The sequence below is a fragment of the Tolypothrix sp. VBCCA 56010 genome (assembly GCF_050875635.1).
GTDB lineage: Bacteria > Cyanobacteriota > Cyanobacteriia > Cyanobacteriales > Nostocaceae > Hassallia.
This window is the reverse complement of the sequence record NZ_JBPAOH010000045.1, coordinates 12145-27779: the sequence shown is the minus strand read 5'-3', so window position 1 is coordinate 27779 and position 15635 is coordinate 12145. Positions and strand designations below refer to the sequence as shown.

The window sequence follows — 15635 nt, the reverse complement described above, 5'->3', positions numbered from 1 at the left end:
CGGAGGAAACCTCCGCTCAAACTTTCCGCTCCCCCGTGGGGGAGAGGCTTTGAAACCCTCCTTCCCTCCGAGTGTTGGGGGGCAGGGGAGCCAGTGCCGTGGGCGGGTCTCCCGACTTGAGGCACAGCCGCGTGGGTTAGGTTCCGAGGCTTTTGATGTTTCATAAAATACTTCAAGAGACATCCTCTAAGGCTCAAAACCTTAACATTATGGATTATAAACTCTAACCAATGCCCCATGCCCCATGCCCAATGCCCCATGCCCCATGCCCAATGCCCCATGCCCCATGCCCAATGCCCAATGCCCCATGCCCAATGCCCCATGCCCCATGCCCAATGCCCAATGCCCAATGCCCCATGCCCAATGCCCCATGCCCTATGCCCCATGCCCTATGCCCCATAACCAAGGACTTGATGTAAACTTTGTAATAATTGTTGTGTCGTATAGGGTTTTGGCAAAAAGGCTGCGTGTTTATATGTCTTATTTAATAAGACTTGCTCGCTTATTGGCAATCCACTGACTGCAATAATAGGCAGTAGGGGATTCATTTTTTTCAAAGTGTTAATGGTGGTGGCTCCATCCATGTTGGGCATCATCATATCAATAATTGCGGCTTTAATTTCGTTTTTGTGCTGGGCGTAGAGTGCGATCGCCTCAATGCCATCACTGGCAGTAATTGCTTTGTAGTTATATTTTTCTAAAGAGGTTGTGGTAATCTCGCGAATCGAGGCTTCGTCATCGACAATCAAAATCAATTCTTTCTGTCCGGTGAATATTTCTTGATTTTCTTCTTGCCGGATTGCGTCTGTATTCACCGCTGGCAAATAAACTTGAAATTTTGCGCCAATGTTGAGTGCACTTGATGTGGTGATAAAGCCTCCGTGACCTTTAACAATGCCCATTACTGTTGAAAGTCCTAAACCTGTACCTTTACCAAACTCTTTTGTGGTGAAAAATGGCTCAAAAATTCTTTCTAAGGTTTCTTGACTAATGCCAATTCCTGTATCTGCAACGCTCAACAGTATATAAGATCCAACTTTCGCATCAAGTTGCATTTTGGCAAAGTTTTCATCAATGAAAATATTCTTTGCAGAAATGTTTAATGTGCCGCCATTGGGCATAGCATCACGAGCATTTACACACAAATTTATCAATACCTGATGTATTTGGGTGCTATCGGCACAAATATGCCATAAGTCTGATTGAATTTCTGTATGAACTTTAATTGATTTGGGAAATGTTTGCTCGATAATTTGCTTCATTTCCCAAATCTGATGTTTTAGCTGAAGCACAGTGCGATCGCGCAGCGTCTCCTTTGGAGAATCGCCTTCGATTCCCCGCGCAAAAGAAAGCACTTGTTTAACCAAACTTGCACCGCGTTTGGCGTTGTTTTCTACTATCGATAGAACTGCATGACTGCGCTCGTCTGAAAGTTTTGCTTTTAACAGTGGTACTGACATCAAAACCGGTGACAGCATATTATTTAAATCATGAGCAATACCACTAGCAAGTGTGCCGAGACTCTCCATCCGCTGTGCCCGTAAAAATTGCGCCTCTATTTGTTTTTTCTGTGTTATGTCAGTATCTACAACCAAAATGGATTTAGCTTTTTGATGCTCATCGCGAACTAAAGTCCAACGACTTTCAACGATGATTTGTTTACCTGATTTGCTATGCTTTTGTAACTCACCCTGCCAAGTTCCATTTGACAAAACAGCCTGATAAATTTCTTGTTGCAGCAAAGAATTATTATCTAATTGATTAATATTTCCGCCCATAGCTTCTTCTGCTTTCCAACCATAAAGCTTTTCGGCGGTTTTGTTCCATAATAAAATTTTGTTGGATAAATCTCGCACAACAATTGCATCTGTAGAGATATCAAGTAATGCTGCTTGCTCGCGGATTTGCTGTTCTGCTTGTTTGCGTTCTGTGATATCCTCAACTACATAAGCAAATCTTTGGGGGCTATCGCAACATACAGCAATTGAAGAGACAGTTGCTCTAAGCCATTTTTTAGCATCCCCATCGTGAAAATATTCAAAGCTGACAGGCGATCGCCTTTTTGCTGCTTGACGCAAGTGATTAATCCACTCACGTACATACTTTTGAGGTACACCCATATTGCTAGCAAAGCGATTTTTTATCGCTTCGGGAGTGACTCCAAAAAATTTGGCGCTAGCGGCATTATCAGAAATATGTTTGATGTCATCATACCTTAGCTCCACAGTTCCCATCATCATTGGTGCGCTGTCAAAAAAGCTAACTAGGGTAGATTCACTTTCGTGTAGTGCTTCTTTTGCTTGCTTGTAGTCAGTTTTAATGCTTGCTAATTCAGTTAAATTTCGTCGGGATTCTAATTGTCTAACTATCAGACGGCTAATAGTTTTGAGTGCTTCTAACTGTTCGTCATTAATTTGGCGTGGTTGGCTATCAACTATACACACAGTCCCTATCACTTCTCCACCTGGTGTTATCAAAGGTACACCAACGTAAAATCTGACGTAGGGTTCACTGGTGACTACAGGATCTGAAGCATATCGTTCATCAGCCAAGGTGTCCGGAATAACCAAAGTTTCGCCTTGTTCAATGCAAAACGGACAAAACCCGATATCTCTAGGCATTTGTTGTACATCCAGCCCAACTTTAGCTTTGAACCAGTGACGCTTGTTGTCTGTGAAATTAATTAAAGCGATCGCTGTACCACAAATTTGCGCGGCTAAAAATACCAGATCGTCAAATACCTCTTCTGGTGGAGTGTCGAGAATTTGATATTGATGCAGAGCCTCAAGCCTTCTTGCTTCGTTTTTAACAGTTAAAGTATTCATAAAATTTTCCTAACAATTGCTTAATTACAACTTGCCCTTGTCTTATTTATGGTTGTTGCTCGCTTCAACAAGCAGGGAAGCTGTAATCATGGCTTGAGAATGCTGCAAACCTCAAATTTTTCCTTCCAGCCATACACATCTGCCAAAAACTTGCCTTGCGCTTAATTTGCCGACATAGCTAGTAGGGCGATCGCACTGTGCTTAAGAGCTTCAAACAAGTCACTATCCAGATATCTAAAACAGTCAGCAGCTAAGTTCGTCACTGTCCCTATAGTAATATGTCTTTAGGAGGATGACAGATTTCTTGGAAAATTTCCGCAAATGCACCTAATAGATACATCAATTACGTATTTATTGGCTTTTTTTTTGAGAAAAAGGCTGTTAAAACTAGAGCTTTACGTTGAACTACTTAGTATTTATAGCGTAGATGAAGTAATAAGGGGAGAGGGGGGGAGGGGGAGATGGGGAGGAGGGGGAGAGGGGGGCAGGGGGAGCTGGGGGAGCGAAGAAGTAACAATTAACAACTATGTTTCCTCCCTAGCCTCCCCTGCCTCCCTAGCCTCCCCTGCCTCCCCTGCCTCCCTAGCCTCCCCTGCCCCCTGCCCCCCTGCCCCCCTCTCCCCCTTCCCCTTGTCTGTTTAAATTAAGCAGCAGGTAAGCAAAGCTTAAACTTAAGAGTAGATACTGATGCAAAATAAAATGAACTCAGTTAAGACAACAACACCTGCCTCTGCGATTAAACCAAGTGCTAAAGATAGCTTTGCGATTACTTTTGCGCCGTTGTCTGTTGAGGAAGCCTATGCTAAAGCTGACGATCAAGCCAATGGTGCGATCGTGCTGATGAGTGGAATGGTTCGCAATCAAACAGATGGTAAAGCTGTGATGTCACTGGAGTACCAAGCTTACGAACCGATGGCGCTGCGGGTATTTTATCAAATTGCGGCTGATATTCGTTCGTCTTGGTCTGATGTGAGTCGAGTTGTGATTTATCATCGCGTTGGGCACTTAAAAATCGGCGAAATCAGCGTTTTAGTAGCGGTGGGTTGTCCTCATCGCCGTGAGGCTTTTGAAGCTTGCCGTTATGCGATTGATACCCTCAAACATACCGCACCGATATGGAAAAAAGAACATTGGCAAGACGGTTCGAGTAGCTGGGTAAGCATTGGTGCTTGTGAAACTCAAGATTGTGAATAAAGAAAATGGGGAATTGGGAATTGGTAATTGGGCATTGGGCATTGGGCAATGGGCATTGGGCAATGGGCATCAAGCATCGGGAATTGGTAATTGTTTAATGGGCAATGGGAATAAGAGATTCTTTCCAGTTCCCATGCCCCATGCCCCATGCCCCACTCCCCCCCTCTCCCCCTCCCCCACTCCCCACTCCCCACTCCCCATTACCCAGCTTCATAATTTGTTTCAATTATTTACACTTTTCTCTGTTGATATTGCAGTTTGTTAAAGTTTTTTGTATCCCAAAGGACTATTCCTTTAGACTGATCAACAATCGGAAAAGTTGGGACATCCAAACATGCATTCAGTAAACTTAATTTGTCACGAGTTTGTCGTTGCTGTTTCTTTTGTGGCTTGTATTGCTGGTTTGTTGCTTCTGTGGGATCGCAAGCAACAAAAAGATGAATGGGAAGAAACAGAAAGAATTCTGTTGAGAATGAGCTTTACTTACTGGTTAGTTTACTGCGTTGCTTTTGGTATTGAGAAAGTAATTTTACCGGAATGGTCAGCAGTAGTGATGTCGTTGAAAGTGACAACAGCATTGTCATATTTATTAACATTTTCTTGCATTCTCAGTCTGCCGCTACACAAATTTGCAGTGCATCAGGTTGAAGAATAGTTAGAGCGTTATTTGTGACTGGAGACAAATTACTATTACTTTCTCATGGCTTGAGCGATCGCTTGTTCGAGTTTATCCTGATCCAAAGTGGTCAGGATAAACACCTCTTGCACCGTTTTACCGTGACGTGCGATTACTTTAAAACCTCCGCGAATCGGTACAGACACGCGCAATTGCATTTTTGGGCAGTGACCTTTCACCCGTCCAATCACTCCCGGTGTGACAGTTTGCAGTCCCTCGTGCTGGCAGAGACGTTCTAAAATGGGGATAAGACCGGGAATGTGGGTTGAGTGATTCCAAACTAATCTGGCATCAGTAGGTTTGCCCATTGTGATTATGCTGCTTCTAAAGGAGCCATTGTTAAGCCAGCTCGACGCAACTGTTGATGATACAGTTCCGCTGGTTCTTGTGGACCTACCCAAACGATCGCTTGACCTTCATAATGCACCTGGTTAGTCAAATCCCAAGCGCGATCGGGTGTCATCCCTGGTATATACTTTACCAAACACTCAGCCACATGCTGAAATGTATTAAAATCATCATTTAAAACAATGACTTTAAAGTTTGGATAAAGCTTTTGAGTAGCTTGACTAGACCGTTCAGGAGCTACAGTTGGTGCTGTCGCCATCCCGTAAACAGCTGCTGAAAGTCTGGTAATCATACAAGAGGATTTTACAAAACTACACTACAAATTACTAGTTTAGTTCATAGTCGGGCATTGGGCATGGGGCATTGGGCATAGGGCATGGGGCATGGAAACTGGAAAGAATCTCTTATTCCCATTGCCCATTAAACAATTACCAATTCCCGATGCCCGATGCCCAATTCTCCTATTTCCAATCTTCCCAATTTTGATTAAAAATCGAGGTATCGGGGAAGGCAGTGGGATTGCCATTTTGTTCTAACAGACGTTTGACGGCTTCGAGTTGCGGTTCTGGTTGCGGTAAATTGTCTACTAGTTGGTAAGGTGCGATCGCGTTTTTCAAAGCAAATGCAGTAATAGTTCCCGCAGCGGCGCCAGCTGACCATTCAAATGAGTGTACTCGATATGCGGCGGCGGCAATGTGGCTGGTAGCAATACTTTTACCCCCAACTAGCAAATTGTCGATTTTCTGGGGAATCATCGCTCTCAGGGCAATTTGGAAGGGATAAGCTTGTCCGGCGCCGCGTCTTTCACCTGGACGTTCTTTATTACCAGGTGTTTCGGGTGGGCTGTTCACCATGCAGGGATGGAAATCTATCGCGTAGTGACCGATACCTATAGCATCGGGGAAAATAGTGGAACGAGTCCGGCGCATAGCGTTTTGTGCTGGGGTTTGTCCGGAAAGTACGGATGCGGCTTCTAAACCTGAAAGTGCTGCTCGTAACCTGCGATATTCTTTATCTCCCAGTGTTGTTGCGTAATACGGATCGCTGTAATCGCGGCGAGAAATATCGATTTCCCAAATCATAAAGCCTGCGGGTTGTCCCCAACTGGGACGCCCGATAATTCTTCGTCCTTCGCGCATGTAAGGATATTTCGATAAACCATGCACTGTGCCCATTGGGGAATTTAGCCCGGAAAGAAAGCGGTTATTGGGTTGTGGCTGTTTTGTACCATCTCCCAATTGAGAATCTGTCGTCCCGGCTACCAACCAGTAATAATATCCAAAGGCATTTTCTTCAGCTTTGCGTAAAGCGTCTGTCCGCAATCCACCCATCCATCCTCCTGGCTGCAATTGCCCGCTAGCTTGCAACTGTTGACGCGAGTAGATTAAATTATCTTGGGCGGTTCCTGGGCGATAATCGTTACCCCAAGTCCAGTTTTGCATGGAAATGTCCCCAGGTGCAGGATTTGTAAACTTGACACCGCCAAATTGTCCTGGCTGTCCTGGTTGGGGACTCCAAATCCGACGATAGGTGAAAACTAATGGGAAACTTGCCAGCCGCTTTAATTCGTAACTGTAATATGGCGAGTATTGCTGGTAAAATGAAGGCATTGTTTGCGGTTGCGGGTCTTTGGTTGCCTCCATTGCAAAGGTGTAGGTAAAGCCTTGAGGACAATACTGGTCATTTGTGGCACTAGAAGAAGAAGGTTCTAAGTAAGAGCGATCGTCAATACCCAAACGGTAGGGAACATCAGCTAAAGCGATAATTTCGCCGGTTTCGCTGGTGTCTATAACGTACCAATTAGGGGCATTGCTACCTGCTTTACTTGTTTGTTTGGGGACAAAGCGAATAATGTTTTTAGTGAACTTAGATGTATTTTCGTAGCGATAAGCGTCTTCGATGCTTTGAGATAAAGTATAAGTGTTGAGCGGTATAGAAGCAGTTGGTTTGTGTTCGATCGCGATCGCACTATTAATTATTTTGCCATCACTACTAAGTTCCAACTCCTTAATTACGGTGTTTGGGTATAATTGTAACTTGCCTTTACCGCGTTTTTCCGCATCTTTGAGCATCTGGGTGAGGATTTCATGTCCATCGCGGGGAAGAAAGCAAGATTCGCTTACCCAACAGTTACCAGGGTTAAGTTTGCCATATTTCTTTTCAATCCGGCTTCGCAATTCTAGATAACCGCGAGAGTAGAATTGTTTTGCGCGTTGGGTTGGACGTTCATCTAACGCAGATGTCCCTTGAGAAGAAATTTGTCCTCCCAACCAATCGGTAATTTCTGTGTGACAAACTGTTCTACCCGCAAGTAAAGCTTCATAAGCTGTCGCAACCCCAGATAATCCACCACCGACAACCAAGATGTCACAATTTACGGTTTTGTCTGGGTTTCTGGGTGGTGCAGCGATCGCACCATAAGATGCGAAAAAGGTAGATATTAAGCCAAGACTGATAAAACGTTTCATACTTCGAGAAATCCGTTCAACTCCTGTGTCACCATTTAGACGCTACCACTTAGCAAATGTTCGCTCAAGCTTTTTTGGGAAAAAAATGTGTTTGGTGATGGTGTGAGCGATCGCCTAAAATTGGCACATGGAGACTTTAACAGGACTTACGCACTCCTTCATGGAAAAACGAACCGCAAAGACGCGAAGGACACGTTCGCCCTTGGCGTCTCCGAAGGAGAAGAAATGAGAGTTTGAGAGGTATTTTGCGTAAGTCCTATTTAATATTAAGTCCGTTTGCTGCCGTCATAATACTCCGGAACCCCACCTTCTTTTGGCTGCCGCCAAAAGTCCCCTCCCCGCTTGCGGCTATGCATTACCGGGATCTTTCTTAACATAAGCTGTAACAGTTACAGGACAAAGGCTCTCAAAATATCCATGATTGGGGAGACTTGACAAGATAACAAAGATGTAGTGATGGATGAAATGAGATAAAAAGAGCGATCGCTAACTAGAGACTGAATCAAGGGAATTCGAGTGAAGCAATTTCCAGGTTGCGGCAATATCATGTAATCGTCGCAACCCACGCCAAATAGTTTTAACTCCAGGTTCTCCATCACCTTTGCGACCCAAAAAACCGCCAAGGGAAGCAATCATTCGTACAGCATCCCGTAAAGAAGGTGGTTGTTTCGGTGGTAGTGGAGTTTTGTGGATTGTTGCACACAATGACGAGCCAGCGCCGTGGGCGGGTTTCCCGACTTGAGGCGACTGGCGTTGCCATTCATGTGTTTCTAGAACAGTATTACAAACTTGTTCAGGATTGATTCTGGCTTCATAGGTCAACCATAGTAAACGCCAAGCGACGATGGAATATGTGGCTAATGCCATCTGGATTCTCCGGGCTGTCTCTAATTGTAGTTTCTCAATAGAACAACCGCTCTTTAAGGTGTAATGATAACGTTCAATTAACCAACGATAACTGTACCAACGTACACAACGTACAACATCATCAAAACCATTGATATCCAAGGTCGTCAATAGTAACCAGCTAATTGGAGTTATTCCTGGTTCCGGATTTTCTTCAACTGCCAATATCACTTGTAAGCTTACAGGTTTTAGTTTTGAGCGTTGTTTGTGGTGTAGTGGTGGCTGAATCTCGAAGCAAGCTGTCTTGAGTGTCAGTTTTGCTGTCCGGGCTTGGTGTTCTGGATTACGGTGTATATCGAGTGTGAGAACCCCACAACATTGTGTTTGAGCAATCGCTTGATGTAAATATTTAGTTTGATGATTCACATTTCGATTATGGGTGGCGCGAATCAATAAATCAGAGTTTTCACGACGATTAAAAGCGATTAAGTCAAAGATATCTCCTTCTCGGTCAGTAATTGTAACTACCTTTATTTCTTGTGGTATTACTTCCTCTGTTTGAGAGTAGGCATCAAGCCAACGTTGGCTCTCTTTATCTTTAGTCTGTCGATGACGTCGCTGTTTAGCAATGCCTTTACTTTCAACTGGTCGTGCCCATACTTGTTGGTCTAGTAATCCTAATGGTACTCCTTGTGTGCTGGTAACCAATGTTGAATGCACTTTTAAACCGATTTGTGTTGAGTTATCTAGAAAACCAAGTCCTTTGGTTGCTGGATGATGACTAAAGTTGAGGTCTGTGGTGTCTTGAATTGCCAAGACGACGTTGTGTTGTTTAACTCTTTGTATCGTCTTTTCTCTATGGGCAAACTGGATATCACTGGGCTTTATATATGGTGAATTCCAAAAATCATATGTTGCTTTTGTTGCTGCTTTTGTTCGTGATGCTTGCGGAACACTTTCACCCGGTTGTCTGGCCAAGTCTTCCACTATCCTTATCAATCGCTGTTTGCGACGAGAGTCTCCCAACTGTGCCTGTTCGAGTTCCTCTGCTGCCCACCTTTGCATCATCCACCCCTTTTAACGATCGCCTCTAGTTCTCTCCTCCTACACATTTTTTCTTCCCTTTGTCAATCCCTCCTGACCTAGCGACCCTTATCATCCTTATACTGTCCTGCTTTTGTGATTGTTAAGAAAGATCCCGGTAATGCATAGCCTACTAGGGGAGGGGATGCGCGGGGTGGGGTGCTTCTTGAGCGTGGATAATATAACTAATTACCCGGACTGGATATAACTAGGTTTAACCGATGGCTTCATTTCCTCCTAACCGTGCTACTACTTTGAAAGCAGCGTTTCGCGCTTGTGATGTCGGACCCTTGGTTGGTGCAGATATTGAGCGATATTATGTAGACTTGTCAGAGGTTCGCAACACAGAAGCAATTGAAAGTGTTAACACTCAGTTAGAATTTCTCGAACCCGCAGAATTTTGCAGCATATTGTTTACTGGGCATCGGGGATGTGGTAAAAGTACCGAACTAAGGAAGATTCAGAAACGTTGGGAAGTTAAATACAAAGTAATTTATATCGAAGCGGATGCGGAAATTGATATTTTGGATGCTGAATACACAGATTTATATTTGGTAATTCTTAAAAAAGTTGCTGATGAACTAAATAAATTAAATTTAAAGTTTGACGCTCAACTTTTACACAACTTTGAAACTTGGTTTAAAGAAATTACTCAAGAAACAGAACAAACAGTTGAAAGGTCTGTTAGTATCAGTGCCAGTGGTGAAGCCGGAGGACAAATTCCCTTTATTTCTAAGCTTTTAGGAAAAATTCAAGCGCAAATTAAAGGAGCTGATAAACAAAAGCAAATAATTCGCCAATTATTGCAAAAAGATATTGGGCGTTTGCAAGCGGATATTAATTTATTATTGGGTGATGCTTTCGTTAAACTAAGGCAAAAATACCCGGAATATGAAAAGGGATTTCTAATTATATTTGATAACTTGGATCGGGTTCCGCCCAATGTTGCCAATCATTTATTTTTTGACTATTCGGAACAATTGCAGAGCTTACATTGTACGATTGTTTTGACAGCACCAATTTCTGTAGTTTATTCCGAAAAAAATTTAAGTAACGCCTTCGACACACCCAACATTGTGCCAATGGTAAATATATATAAATTAGAGCGGCAACGCTGCGATTTAGAATATAATGATGTAGGCATAAAAGCGGTTGCGAGTTTGATAGAGCAACGAGTTGACATAGACGCTGTATTTGAATCGCGTCAAGATTTGCTCGAATTAGTCAAAGCTAGCGGTGGTCATGTACGTCAATTAATGCGAATAACCGCAAAAGCTTTTCTCACAGCAGCAACTCGGAAACATAATCAAGTAACTACCGATGATGTTACTTATGCGATTAAGCAAGAGCAATTTAACTTTGAGCGGAGTATCCCGACAGAACTTTATTCTGAATTAGCCCAAGTGTGTTTAACTAAAGATGTTCCTAAAGATGAAATTGGACGGTTGATGCTGTTTAGTCTTTGGGTATTTGAATATAACGGCAAAACCCGCTGGAATTATATTAACCCTACTGTGAGGCAAAGCAATGCCTTCCAAGAAGCCCTACAATTCATTAGAGCAAATCCCTGAGTTTAATTCAGAGAAAGAAAAGTTTTTGACGCTTAATCAGCAGTCCTTAGCAGAACTGCTGACATTTATCGATTTTGCTGATGATAAGTTAACAATCGGTTTTGTAGAAATCAACTTTGCTAAAGATAGAGATGCTTTAATTAAAATCCTACAGAATCATCGGCAATGTCAAGACATACAATTTAAAATCTTGAATTTTTCTAAAGAATTGCGGTTTCTGCGTGATGCAATTGTTGAAGAATTAGCTGGAATAAAAATTGAAGATAATAAAAAGTTAGTTGTAATTCTTATCGGCTTAGAAAAATCAATAGGAATGTCTGGGGAATATCCCCCTGTATTGCAAGACCTAAACTTTGTCCGCGATGCTTTTACAACTAGCGTTCCTCATCCTATTTTATTATTTTTACCAAATTATGCCCTGACTCGCTTGGCAAAATACGCCCCAGATTTTTGGGCTTGGAGAGCAGGAGTTTTTCATTTTCAAACAGATGAAAATACCAAAAATTACGCTATTGAACAAACGCTTGACTCTGAAAAAATAAGAGAAAGTTTTGAATTAGCAGAGAGACAAGAGCGCATTGATTTACTTCAGCGCTTGTTAATGGAATACAGCCCGGATAATAATCATCAAGCATCAACTAATATACGTGGGTGCATTAATATTTTAGAAGAGCTAGGAATTGTCTATCGCAGCATTGGAGAAGTAAAAAAAGCAGAAGATTCTCTCAGAAAAGCTTTATATTTGGTTGATGAGAAGCAAGAGTTAGCTCAAGAAAAATCCAGTATTCTCCACAATTTAGGTTATCTTTATGATGATTTGGGGAAAATAGATGAAGCGATCGCTCTTTATAAACAGTCTTTGGAAATAACTGAACGCATTGGTAATCTTCAAGGGAAAGCAGCGACGTTACACTGTCTTGCAATTATCTACGCTAATCGTGGGGATGTGGATGAAGCGATCGCTCTTTATAAACAGTCTTTGGAAATATTTGAACGCATTGGTGATGTTCAAGGGAAAGCAGCGACGTTACACTGTCTTGCAATTATCTACGCTAATCGTGGGGATGTGGATGAAGCGATCGCTCTTTATAAACAGTCTTTGGAAATAAAAGAGCGCATTGGTAATCTTCAAGGGAAAGCAGCGACGTTACACTGTCTTGCAATTATCTACGCAAATCGGGGGGATGTGGATGAAGCGATCGCACTCTTCCAAAAATCTTTAGAAATTAATGAACGCATTGGTAATGTTCACGGTAAGGCGATGACTTTGTGGTCGTTAGGATATTTAGCACAAGAGCAAGGAGATTTTGTGACTGCAATAAACTATTTACAGCCATCTTTGGAAATATTACAACGGCTGAAATCTCCTGATGCAGAGAAGGTTAGTAAAATCATTGCCAAAGTGCAAGAAAAGGTAAAAAGTAAAACAGTTGAATAGAAAGCGCTGCATATTTTTATTTATCTGAGAACTGATGGCTGCATAAGGCACAAAATTTTAAATCAAAAAAAGGTAAAAGAGTTAGGGATTAGGGCATAGGGCATAGGGCATTGGTCATTAATCCCCCACTCCCCCACTCCCCCACTCCCCCACTCCCCCACTCCCCCACTCCTCCACTCCCCCCACTCCCCACTCCCCACATGTCAAATTCGTATCGTTCAGAAGATGTACAACAAATTCTCCAGCTAGCCATGACACAAAAGGCGGAAGGTAGAGATTTTTCCCGTCAGGAATTGTTAGAAATGGCGGCAGATTTGGGAATATCTCAAGAAGCGATCGCTTCAGCAGAAAAACAGTTAATGCAGGAATCAGAAAAACAACTCGCAACGCAGGCATTAAGTAATATGAGTAATAGTCGTCGCCGCAAATTTAAGACACATCTTTTTTTGTATCTCATCATTAATACTTTCTTAGTTGTGATCGATTTTATGACAGATGGTAACTTAAATTGGGCTTATTGGTCTATTTTGGGCTGGGGTTTAGGACTGGCTTTTGATGCTTTTGATACTTTTTATGGTTCAAAGGATGAACGATAATATACGCAAAAATGAAAAAGACCCTACAGGCTAGAAGCCTGGGGCTATACAAACAAAGCCTGCGGAGGCAGGCTAACATGATTTTAGTCCGCGCAGGCGGACTTGGTACGCGCAACGCCACACTATGCGCGGGTGTCGGTGACAAAATTGGGATGCTTCAATCAGGACTGCTAGATTAGAGATAGGTTCGCCACTAAAAAAACTCACCGATGGATACGGATGGTTTGTATGAAGAGCAAAAAGCAGCTCGTCTACTCTAACCTAGCCTGCGGCAATCAGCCTGGAGCGCGTTTAGAAAAATTAACTCAAGGTTGCTCTAGGCGCGTTTCTGCTTTAGTCTTGAGAAGCGCTGTTATTTTTTCCACTTTTGTGCTGTCTGTTGGTGTTGCTAGAAGTCAACCTGCGTCACAGGTGTCTCCCCAGCAAACGCCAACGACTATATCGAATCGAGAAGAGGTGCGAATTCAACAGCAAGTGCAATCTGAAGTCGATCGCGCTTTAAGTCGTAGAACTATCCAAAGCAACGTCTGGCTAGTTATATTAACTTTACTGCCAGTGAGTGCGATCGCTTCACTTTGGCTATTTCGTCAAGCTGTAATTCGTGCGATCGTCGATCGAGCGATGAAACAGCTACAGCAAGTTGAACAATTACAAAATCAGTTAATCTCTGTTAAACAATCAGCTGAAAATATTATACAACAAGTTAAAGATATTACCGATGATTTAGAAGCCGAAGCCGCAGCATTACAAGAAAATATAAAATTAGAAAAAGATACTTTTTCTGGATTTACATCAGAATTATTAGTATCAAAAGAAAACTTATTAGCACAATTAGAAGCTCAAATTCAATCGACTCAACAAAAAGTAGCAAATTTAGAATTTGATTTTGCTTCTCAACTATCTAAGTTACAGTCAAATGCTCAAAGACAAAAAGATATAACGTTAGAGAATTTAGTCAAGTTAGAATCTGCGGGCACAGATAAACTTTCAGAATTACAGTTAGATGCTCAAAAACAACAAGTTCGCATCCTGGAAAATCTACAAAACATCGGGTTAGAGTTTACATCTCAAGTATCAAGATTTCAGTCAGAGACGCAACAGCAAAAAGATGTAACGCTGGAAAATTTACAAAGCATACAGTCATTGACATCACAAGTATCAAAAATCCACTCAGAAACGCAACAACAAAAAGATGTAACGCTGGAGAATCTGAAAAAGCTAGAAGCCGAATTGCAATCTCAAATATTAAAAATCCAGTCAGAAACGCAACAGCAAAAAGATGTGATGCTGGAGAATTTACAAACGTTTACATCTCAAATATCAAAAATCCAGTCAGAAACGCAACAACAAAAGGAACTGACGTTAAAGAATCTGAAAAAACTAGAAGCCGAATTGCAATCTCAAGTATTAGGAATCCAGTCAGAAACGCAACAGCAAAAAGATGTAACGCTGGAGAATCTGAAAAAACTAGAAGACGAATTGCAATCAGAAACGCAACAGCAAAAAAATAAATATGTTGAAAGGTTAGAAAAAACGTATTTAGAATTTCAAGAAAATGCTGAACATCGAAAAGAGTTAATTATAGATAAGTTAGAAAAATCAGGTTTAGATTTTATTTCTGAATTACAAAATGCAGAACAAGAAAAGTCTATAATCAGGAAAAAGCTAGATAAATTAGAAAAAGATGTAGCTAAACTTTCTAAATTACAGATAAATGCTGAACAAAGAAAAGAGTTAATTATACAGCAAGTTTCGGAAAGTTCCCCTCCATTAATTCAAGAAGCCGTAAATCGTGCAGTTGAAGAGAAAATACACTCTTCTAAACAGCCAGAAGTATTAGAAGAATCTGTATCTCCTCGGCTGAAATTAACTGCTGATGATTATCTGGAAAAAGGAGATGTTCTCTTATCAGAAAAACGCTATGAAGACGCGATCTCAGCTTACAACAAAGCAATAAAAATCGAGCCTGAGAAAGCTGTAGCTTGGTTTAAGCTAGGTATTGCTAATTCAAAGGTGAAACGATACAAAGACGCGATCGCCTGTTATGACAAAGCAATAGAACTGAAACCAGATTATCATCAAGCATGGCGCGATCGCGGTGTTGCTTTGGGAAATTTGCGATCGCCAAAAGAAGCTTTTATCTCGTTTGATAAAGCCACGCAATTTAAAAAAGATGACGCAGTAGCGTGGTTTAATCGAGGTTTAGCTTTAGAAGAGTTGGAAGAATATGAGCAAGCGATCGCTTCTTTTGATAAAGTTATAGAGTTAAAGCCAGATTCATACAAAGCTTGGAATCACCGAGGTTATGCTTTAGTTAGGTTAGGACGTGATGAAGAAGCGCTTTTATGCTTCGATAAAGCGCTTTCAATTCAACCTGACTATGCTAATGCATATTACAACAAAGCAGCCTGTTACGCGCTGCAAAGAAAAGTTGAATTAGCCTTAGAAAATCTGCACTTCTCAATTGACTTGAATCCAAGTTATAAGCAAGATGCAGAAACCGACATAGATTTTGATGAGATTGCACAAGACAAACGCTTTCAAGAATTAGTTGCCTCGCTTGCCACAGATTAATGTGATTGTTGCATTT

At 41.8% G+C, this 15635-nt stretch carries 15 protein-coding genes; 9 read left to right on the top strand and 6 right to left on the bottom strand.

Annotation, left to right across the window (positions count from 1 at the left end):
• The first annotated feature begins 237 nt into the window (after positions 1–237).
• Entirely contained in the window at positions 238–402 is a 165-nt protein-coding gene (locus AABK37_RS17135) for a hypothetical protein (protein ID WP_432552762.1), read from the top strand.
• On the opposite strand, the gene AABK37_RS17130 is transcribed toward AABK37_RS17135, so the two are convergent.
• Positions 390–2825 carry a hybrid sensor histidine kinase/response regulator gene (locus AABK37_RS17130; protein ID WP_432552761.1) on the bottom strand — a complete coding sequence of 812 codons (2436 nt, stop codon included), beginning with the start codon at positions 2823–2825 and terminating at the stop codon, positions 390–392. The genes AABK37_RS17135 and AABK37_RS17130 overlap by 13 nt on opposite strands.
• 699 nt (positions 2826–3524) lie before the next feature.
• On the opposite strand from AABK37_RS17130, the gene AABK37_RS17125 reads away from it, so the two are divergent.
• Positions 3525–4019 (top strand): molybdenum cofactor biosynthesis protein MoaE, encoded by a 495-nt coding sequence (locus tag AABK37_RS17125; RefSeq protein ID WP_432552760.1) that lies wholly within the window; start codon positions 3525–3527, stop codon positions 4017–4019.
• Here AABK37_RS17125 and AABK37_RS17120 read toward each other — a convergent pair.
• Complete coding sequence (locus tag AABK37_RS17120) at positions 4004–4168, bottom strand: hypothetical protein (RefSeq protein ID WP_432552759.1); 165 nt, start codon at positions 4166–4168, stop codon at positions 4004–4006. The two genes, AABK37_RS17125 and AABK37_RS17120, sit on opposite strands and share 16 nt — an antisense overlap.
• On the opposite strand from AABK37_RS17120, the gene AABK37_RS17115 reads away from it, so the two are divergent.
• Both AABK37_RS17115 and AABK37_RS17110 read left to right on the top strand, forming a co-directional pair.
• Positions 4153–4284: a hypothetical protein gene (locus AABK37_RS17115; protein WP_432552758.1), complete on the top strand. Its 132-nt coding sequence runs from the start codon at positions 4153–4155 to the stop codon at positions 4282–4284. The two genes, AABK37_RS17120 and AABK37_RS17115, sit on opposite strands and share 16 nt — an antisense overlap.
• Before the next feature lie 69 nt (positions 4285–4353).
• Positions 4354–4674 carry a hypothetical protein gene (locus AABK37_RS17110; protein WP_432552757.1) on the top strand — a complete coding sequence of 107 codons (321 nt, stop codon included), beginning with the start codon at positions 4354–4356 and terminating at the stop codon, positions 4672–4674.
• Between the two features lie 35 nt (positions 4675–4709).
• On the opposite strand, the gene AABK37_RS17105 is transcribed toward AABK37_RS17110, so the two are convergent.
• The 4 genes from AABK37_RS17105 to AABK37_RS17090 form a co-directional block, all read right to left on the bottom strand.
• On the bottom strand, positions 4710–5003 hold the full coding sequence (locus AABK37_RS17105; protein WP_432552756.1) for a DUF2103 domain-containing protein: 294 nt from the start codon (positions 5001–5003) through the stop codon (positions 4710–4712).
• A 5-nt stretch (positions 5004–5008) separates the two neighbouring features.
• Positions 5009–5335, bottom strand: coding sequence for an ATP-dependent Clp protease adapter ClpS (gene clpS / locus AABK37_RS17100; protein WP_089129289.1), 327 nt, complete (start codon positions 5333–5335; stop codon positions 5009–5011).
• 169 nt (positions 5336–5504) lie between these two features.
• On the bottom strand, positions 5505–7511 hold the full coding sequence (locus AABK37_RS17095; RefSeq protein WP_432552755.1) for an FAD-dependent oxidoreductase: 2007 nt from the start codon (positions 7509–7511) through the stop codon (positions 5505–5507).
• Between the two features lie 486 nt (positions 7512–7997).
• Positions 7998–9422 carry an IS4 family transposase gene (locus AABK37_RS17090; protein WP_432552754.1) on the bottom strand — a complete coding sequence of 475 codons (1425 nt, stop codon included), beginning with the start codon at positions 9420–9422 and terminating at the stop codon, positions 7998–8000.
• A 239-nt stretch (positions 9423–9661) separates the two neighbouring features.
• On the opposite strand from AABK37_RS17090, the gene AABK37_RS17085 reads away from it, so the two are divergent.
• The 5 genes from AABK37_RS17085 to AABK37_RS17065 all read left to right on the top strand — a co-directional run bounded on the left by AABK37_RS17085 (position 9662) and on the right by AABK37_RS17065 (position 15619).
• On the top strand, positions 9662–11011 hold the full coding sequence (locus AABK37_RS17085) for an ATP-binding protein (RefSeq protein ID WP_432552753.1): 1350 nt from the start codon (positions 9662–9664) through the stop codon (positions 11009–11011).
• Positions 10968–12449: a tetratricopeptide repeat protein gene (locus AABK37_RS17080; protein WP_432552752.1), complete on the top strand. Its 1482-nt coding sequence runs from the start codon at positions 10968–10970 to the stop codon at positions 12447–12449. Before AABK37_RS17085 ends, AABK37_RS17080 begins: the two co-directional genes overlap by 44 nt.
• Before the next feature lie 110 nt (positions 12450–12559).
• Positions 12560–13045, top strand: a complete 486-nt coding sequence (locus AABK37_RS17075; RefSeq protein ID WP_432552751.1) for a 2TM domain-containing protein — start codon at positions 12560–12562, stop codon at positions 13043–13045.
• A gap of 11 nt (positions 13046–13056) precedes the next feature.
• Positions 13057–13224, top strand: a complete 168-nt coding sequence (locus AABK37_RS17070) for a hypothetical protein (RefSeq protein WP_432552750.1) — start codon at positions 13057–13059, stop codon at positions 13222–13224.
• A 49-nt stretch (positions 13225–13273) separates the two neighbouring features.
• On the top strand, positions 13274–15619 hold the full coding sequence (locus AABK37_RS17065) for a tetratricopeptide repeat protein (RefSeq protein ID WP_432552749.1): 2346 nt from the start codon (positions 13274–13276) through the stop codon (positions 15617–15619).
• The last annotated feature ends 16 nt before the right edge of the window (positions 15620–15635 follow it).

What these genes read in the sequence shown, in the direction of transcription:
- AABK37_RS17070 (WP_432552750.1), top strand. Translation starts at nt 13,057, where the DNA reads ATGAAAAAGACCCTACAGGCTAGAAGCCTGGGGCTATACAAACAAAGC.
- AABK37_RS17110 (WP_432552757.1), top strand. Translation starts at nt 4,354, where the DNA reads ATGCATTCAGTAAACTTAATTTGTCACGAGTTTGTCGTTGCTGTTTCT.
- AABK37_RS17095 (WP_432552755.1), bottom strand. Translation starts at nt 7,511, where the DNA reads ATGAAACGTTTTATCAGTCTTGGCTTAATATCTACCTTTTTCGCATCT.
- AABK37_RS17090 (WP_432552754.1), bottom strand. Translation starts at nt 9,422, where the DNA reads ATGCAAAGGTGGGCAGCAGAGGAACTCGAACAGGCACAGTTGGGAGAC.
- AABK37_RS17130 (WP_432552761.1), bottom strand. Translation starts at nt 2,825, where the DNA reads ATGAATACTTTAACTGTTAAAAACGAAGCAAGAAGGCTTGAGGCTCTG.
- AABK37_RS17120 (WP_432552759.1), bottom strand. Translation starts at nt 4,168, where the DNA reads ATGGGGCATGGGGCATGGGAACTGGAAAGAATCTCTTATTCCCATTGC.
- AABK37_RS17125 (WP_432552760.1), top strand. Translation starts at nt 3,525, where the DNA reads ATGAACTCAGTTAAGACAACAACACCTGCCTCTGCGATTAAACCAAGT.
- AABK37_RS17105 (WP_432552756.1), bottom strand. Translation starts at nt 5,003, where the DNA reads ATGGGCAAACCTACTGATGCCAGATTAGTTTGGAATCACTCAACCCAC.
- AABK37_RS17115 (WP_432552758.1), top strand. Translation starts at nt 4,153, where the DNA reads ATGCCCCATGCCCCATGCCCCACTCCCCCCCTCTCCCCCTCCCCCACT.
- clpS (WP_089129289.1), bottom strand. Translation starts at nt 5,335, where the DNA reads ATGATTACCAGACTTTCAGCAGCTGTTTACGGGATGGCGACAGCACCA.
- AABK37_RS17065 (WP_432552749.1), top strand. Translation starts at nt 13,274, where the DNA reads ATGAAGAGCAAAAAGCAGCTCGTCTACTCTAACCTAGCCTGCGGCAAT.
- AABK37_RS17135 (WP_432552762.1), top strand. Translation starts at nt 238, where the DNA reads ATGCCCCATGCCCAATGCCCCATGCCCCATGCCCAATGCCCCATGCCC.
- AABK37_RS17085 (WP_432552753.1), top strand. Translation starts at nt 9,662, where the DNA reads ATGGCTTCATTTCCTCCTAACCGTGCTACTACTTTGAAAGCAGCGTTT.
- AABK37_RS17080 (WP_432552752.1), top strand. Translation starts at nt 10,968, where the DNA reads ATGCCTTCCAAGAAGCCCTACAATTCATTAGAGCAAATCCCTGAGTTT.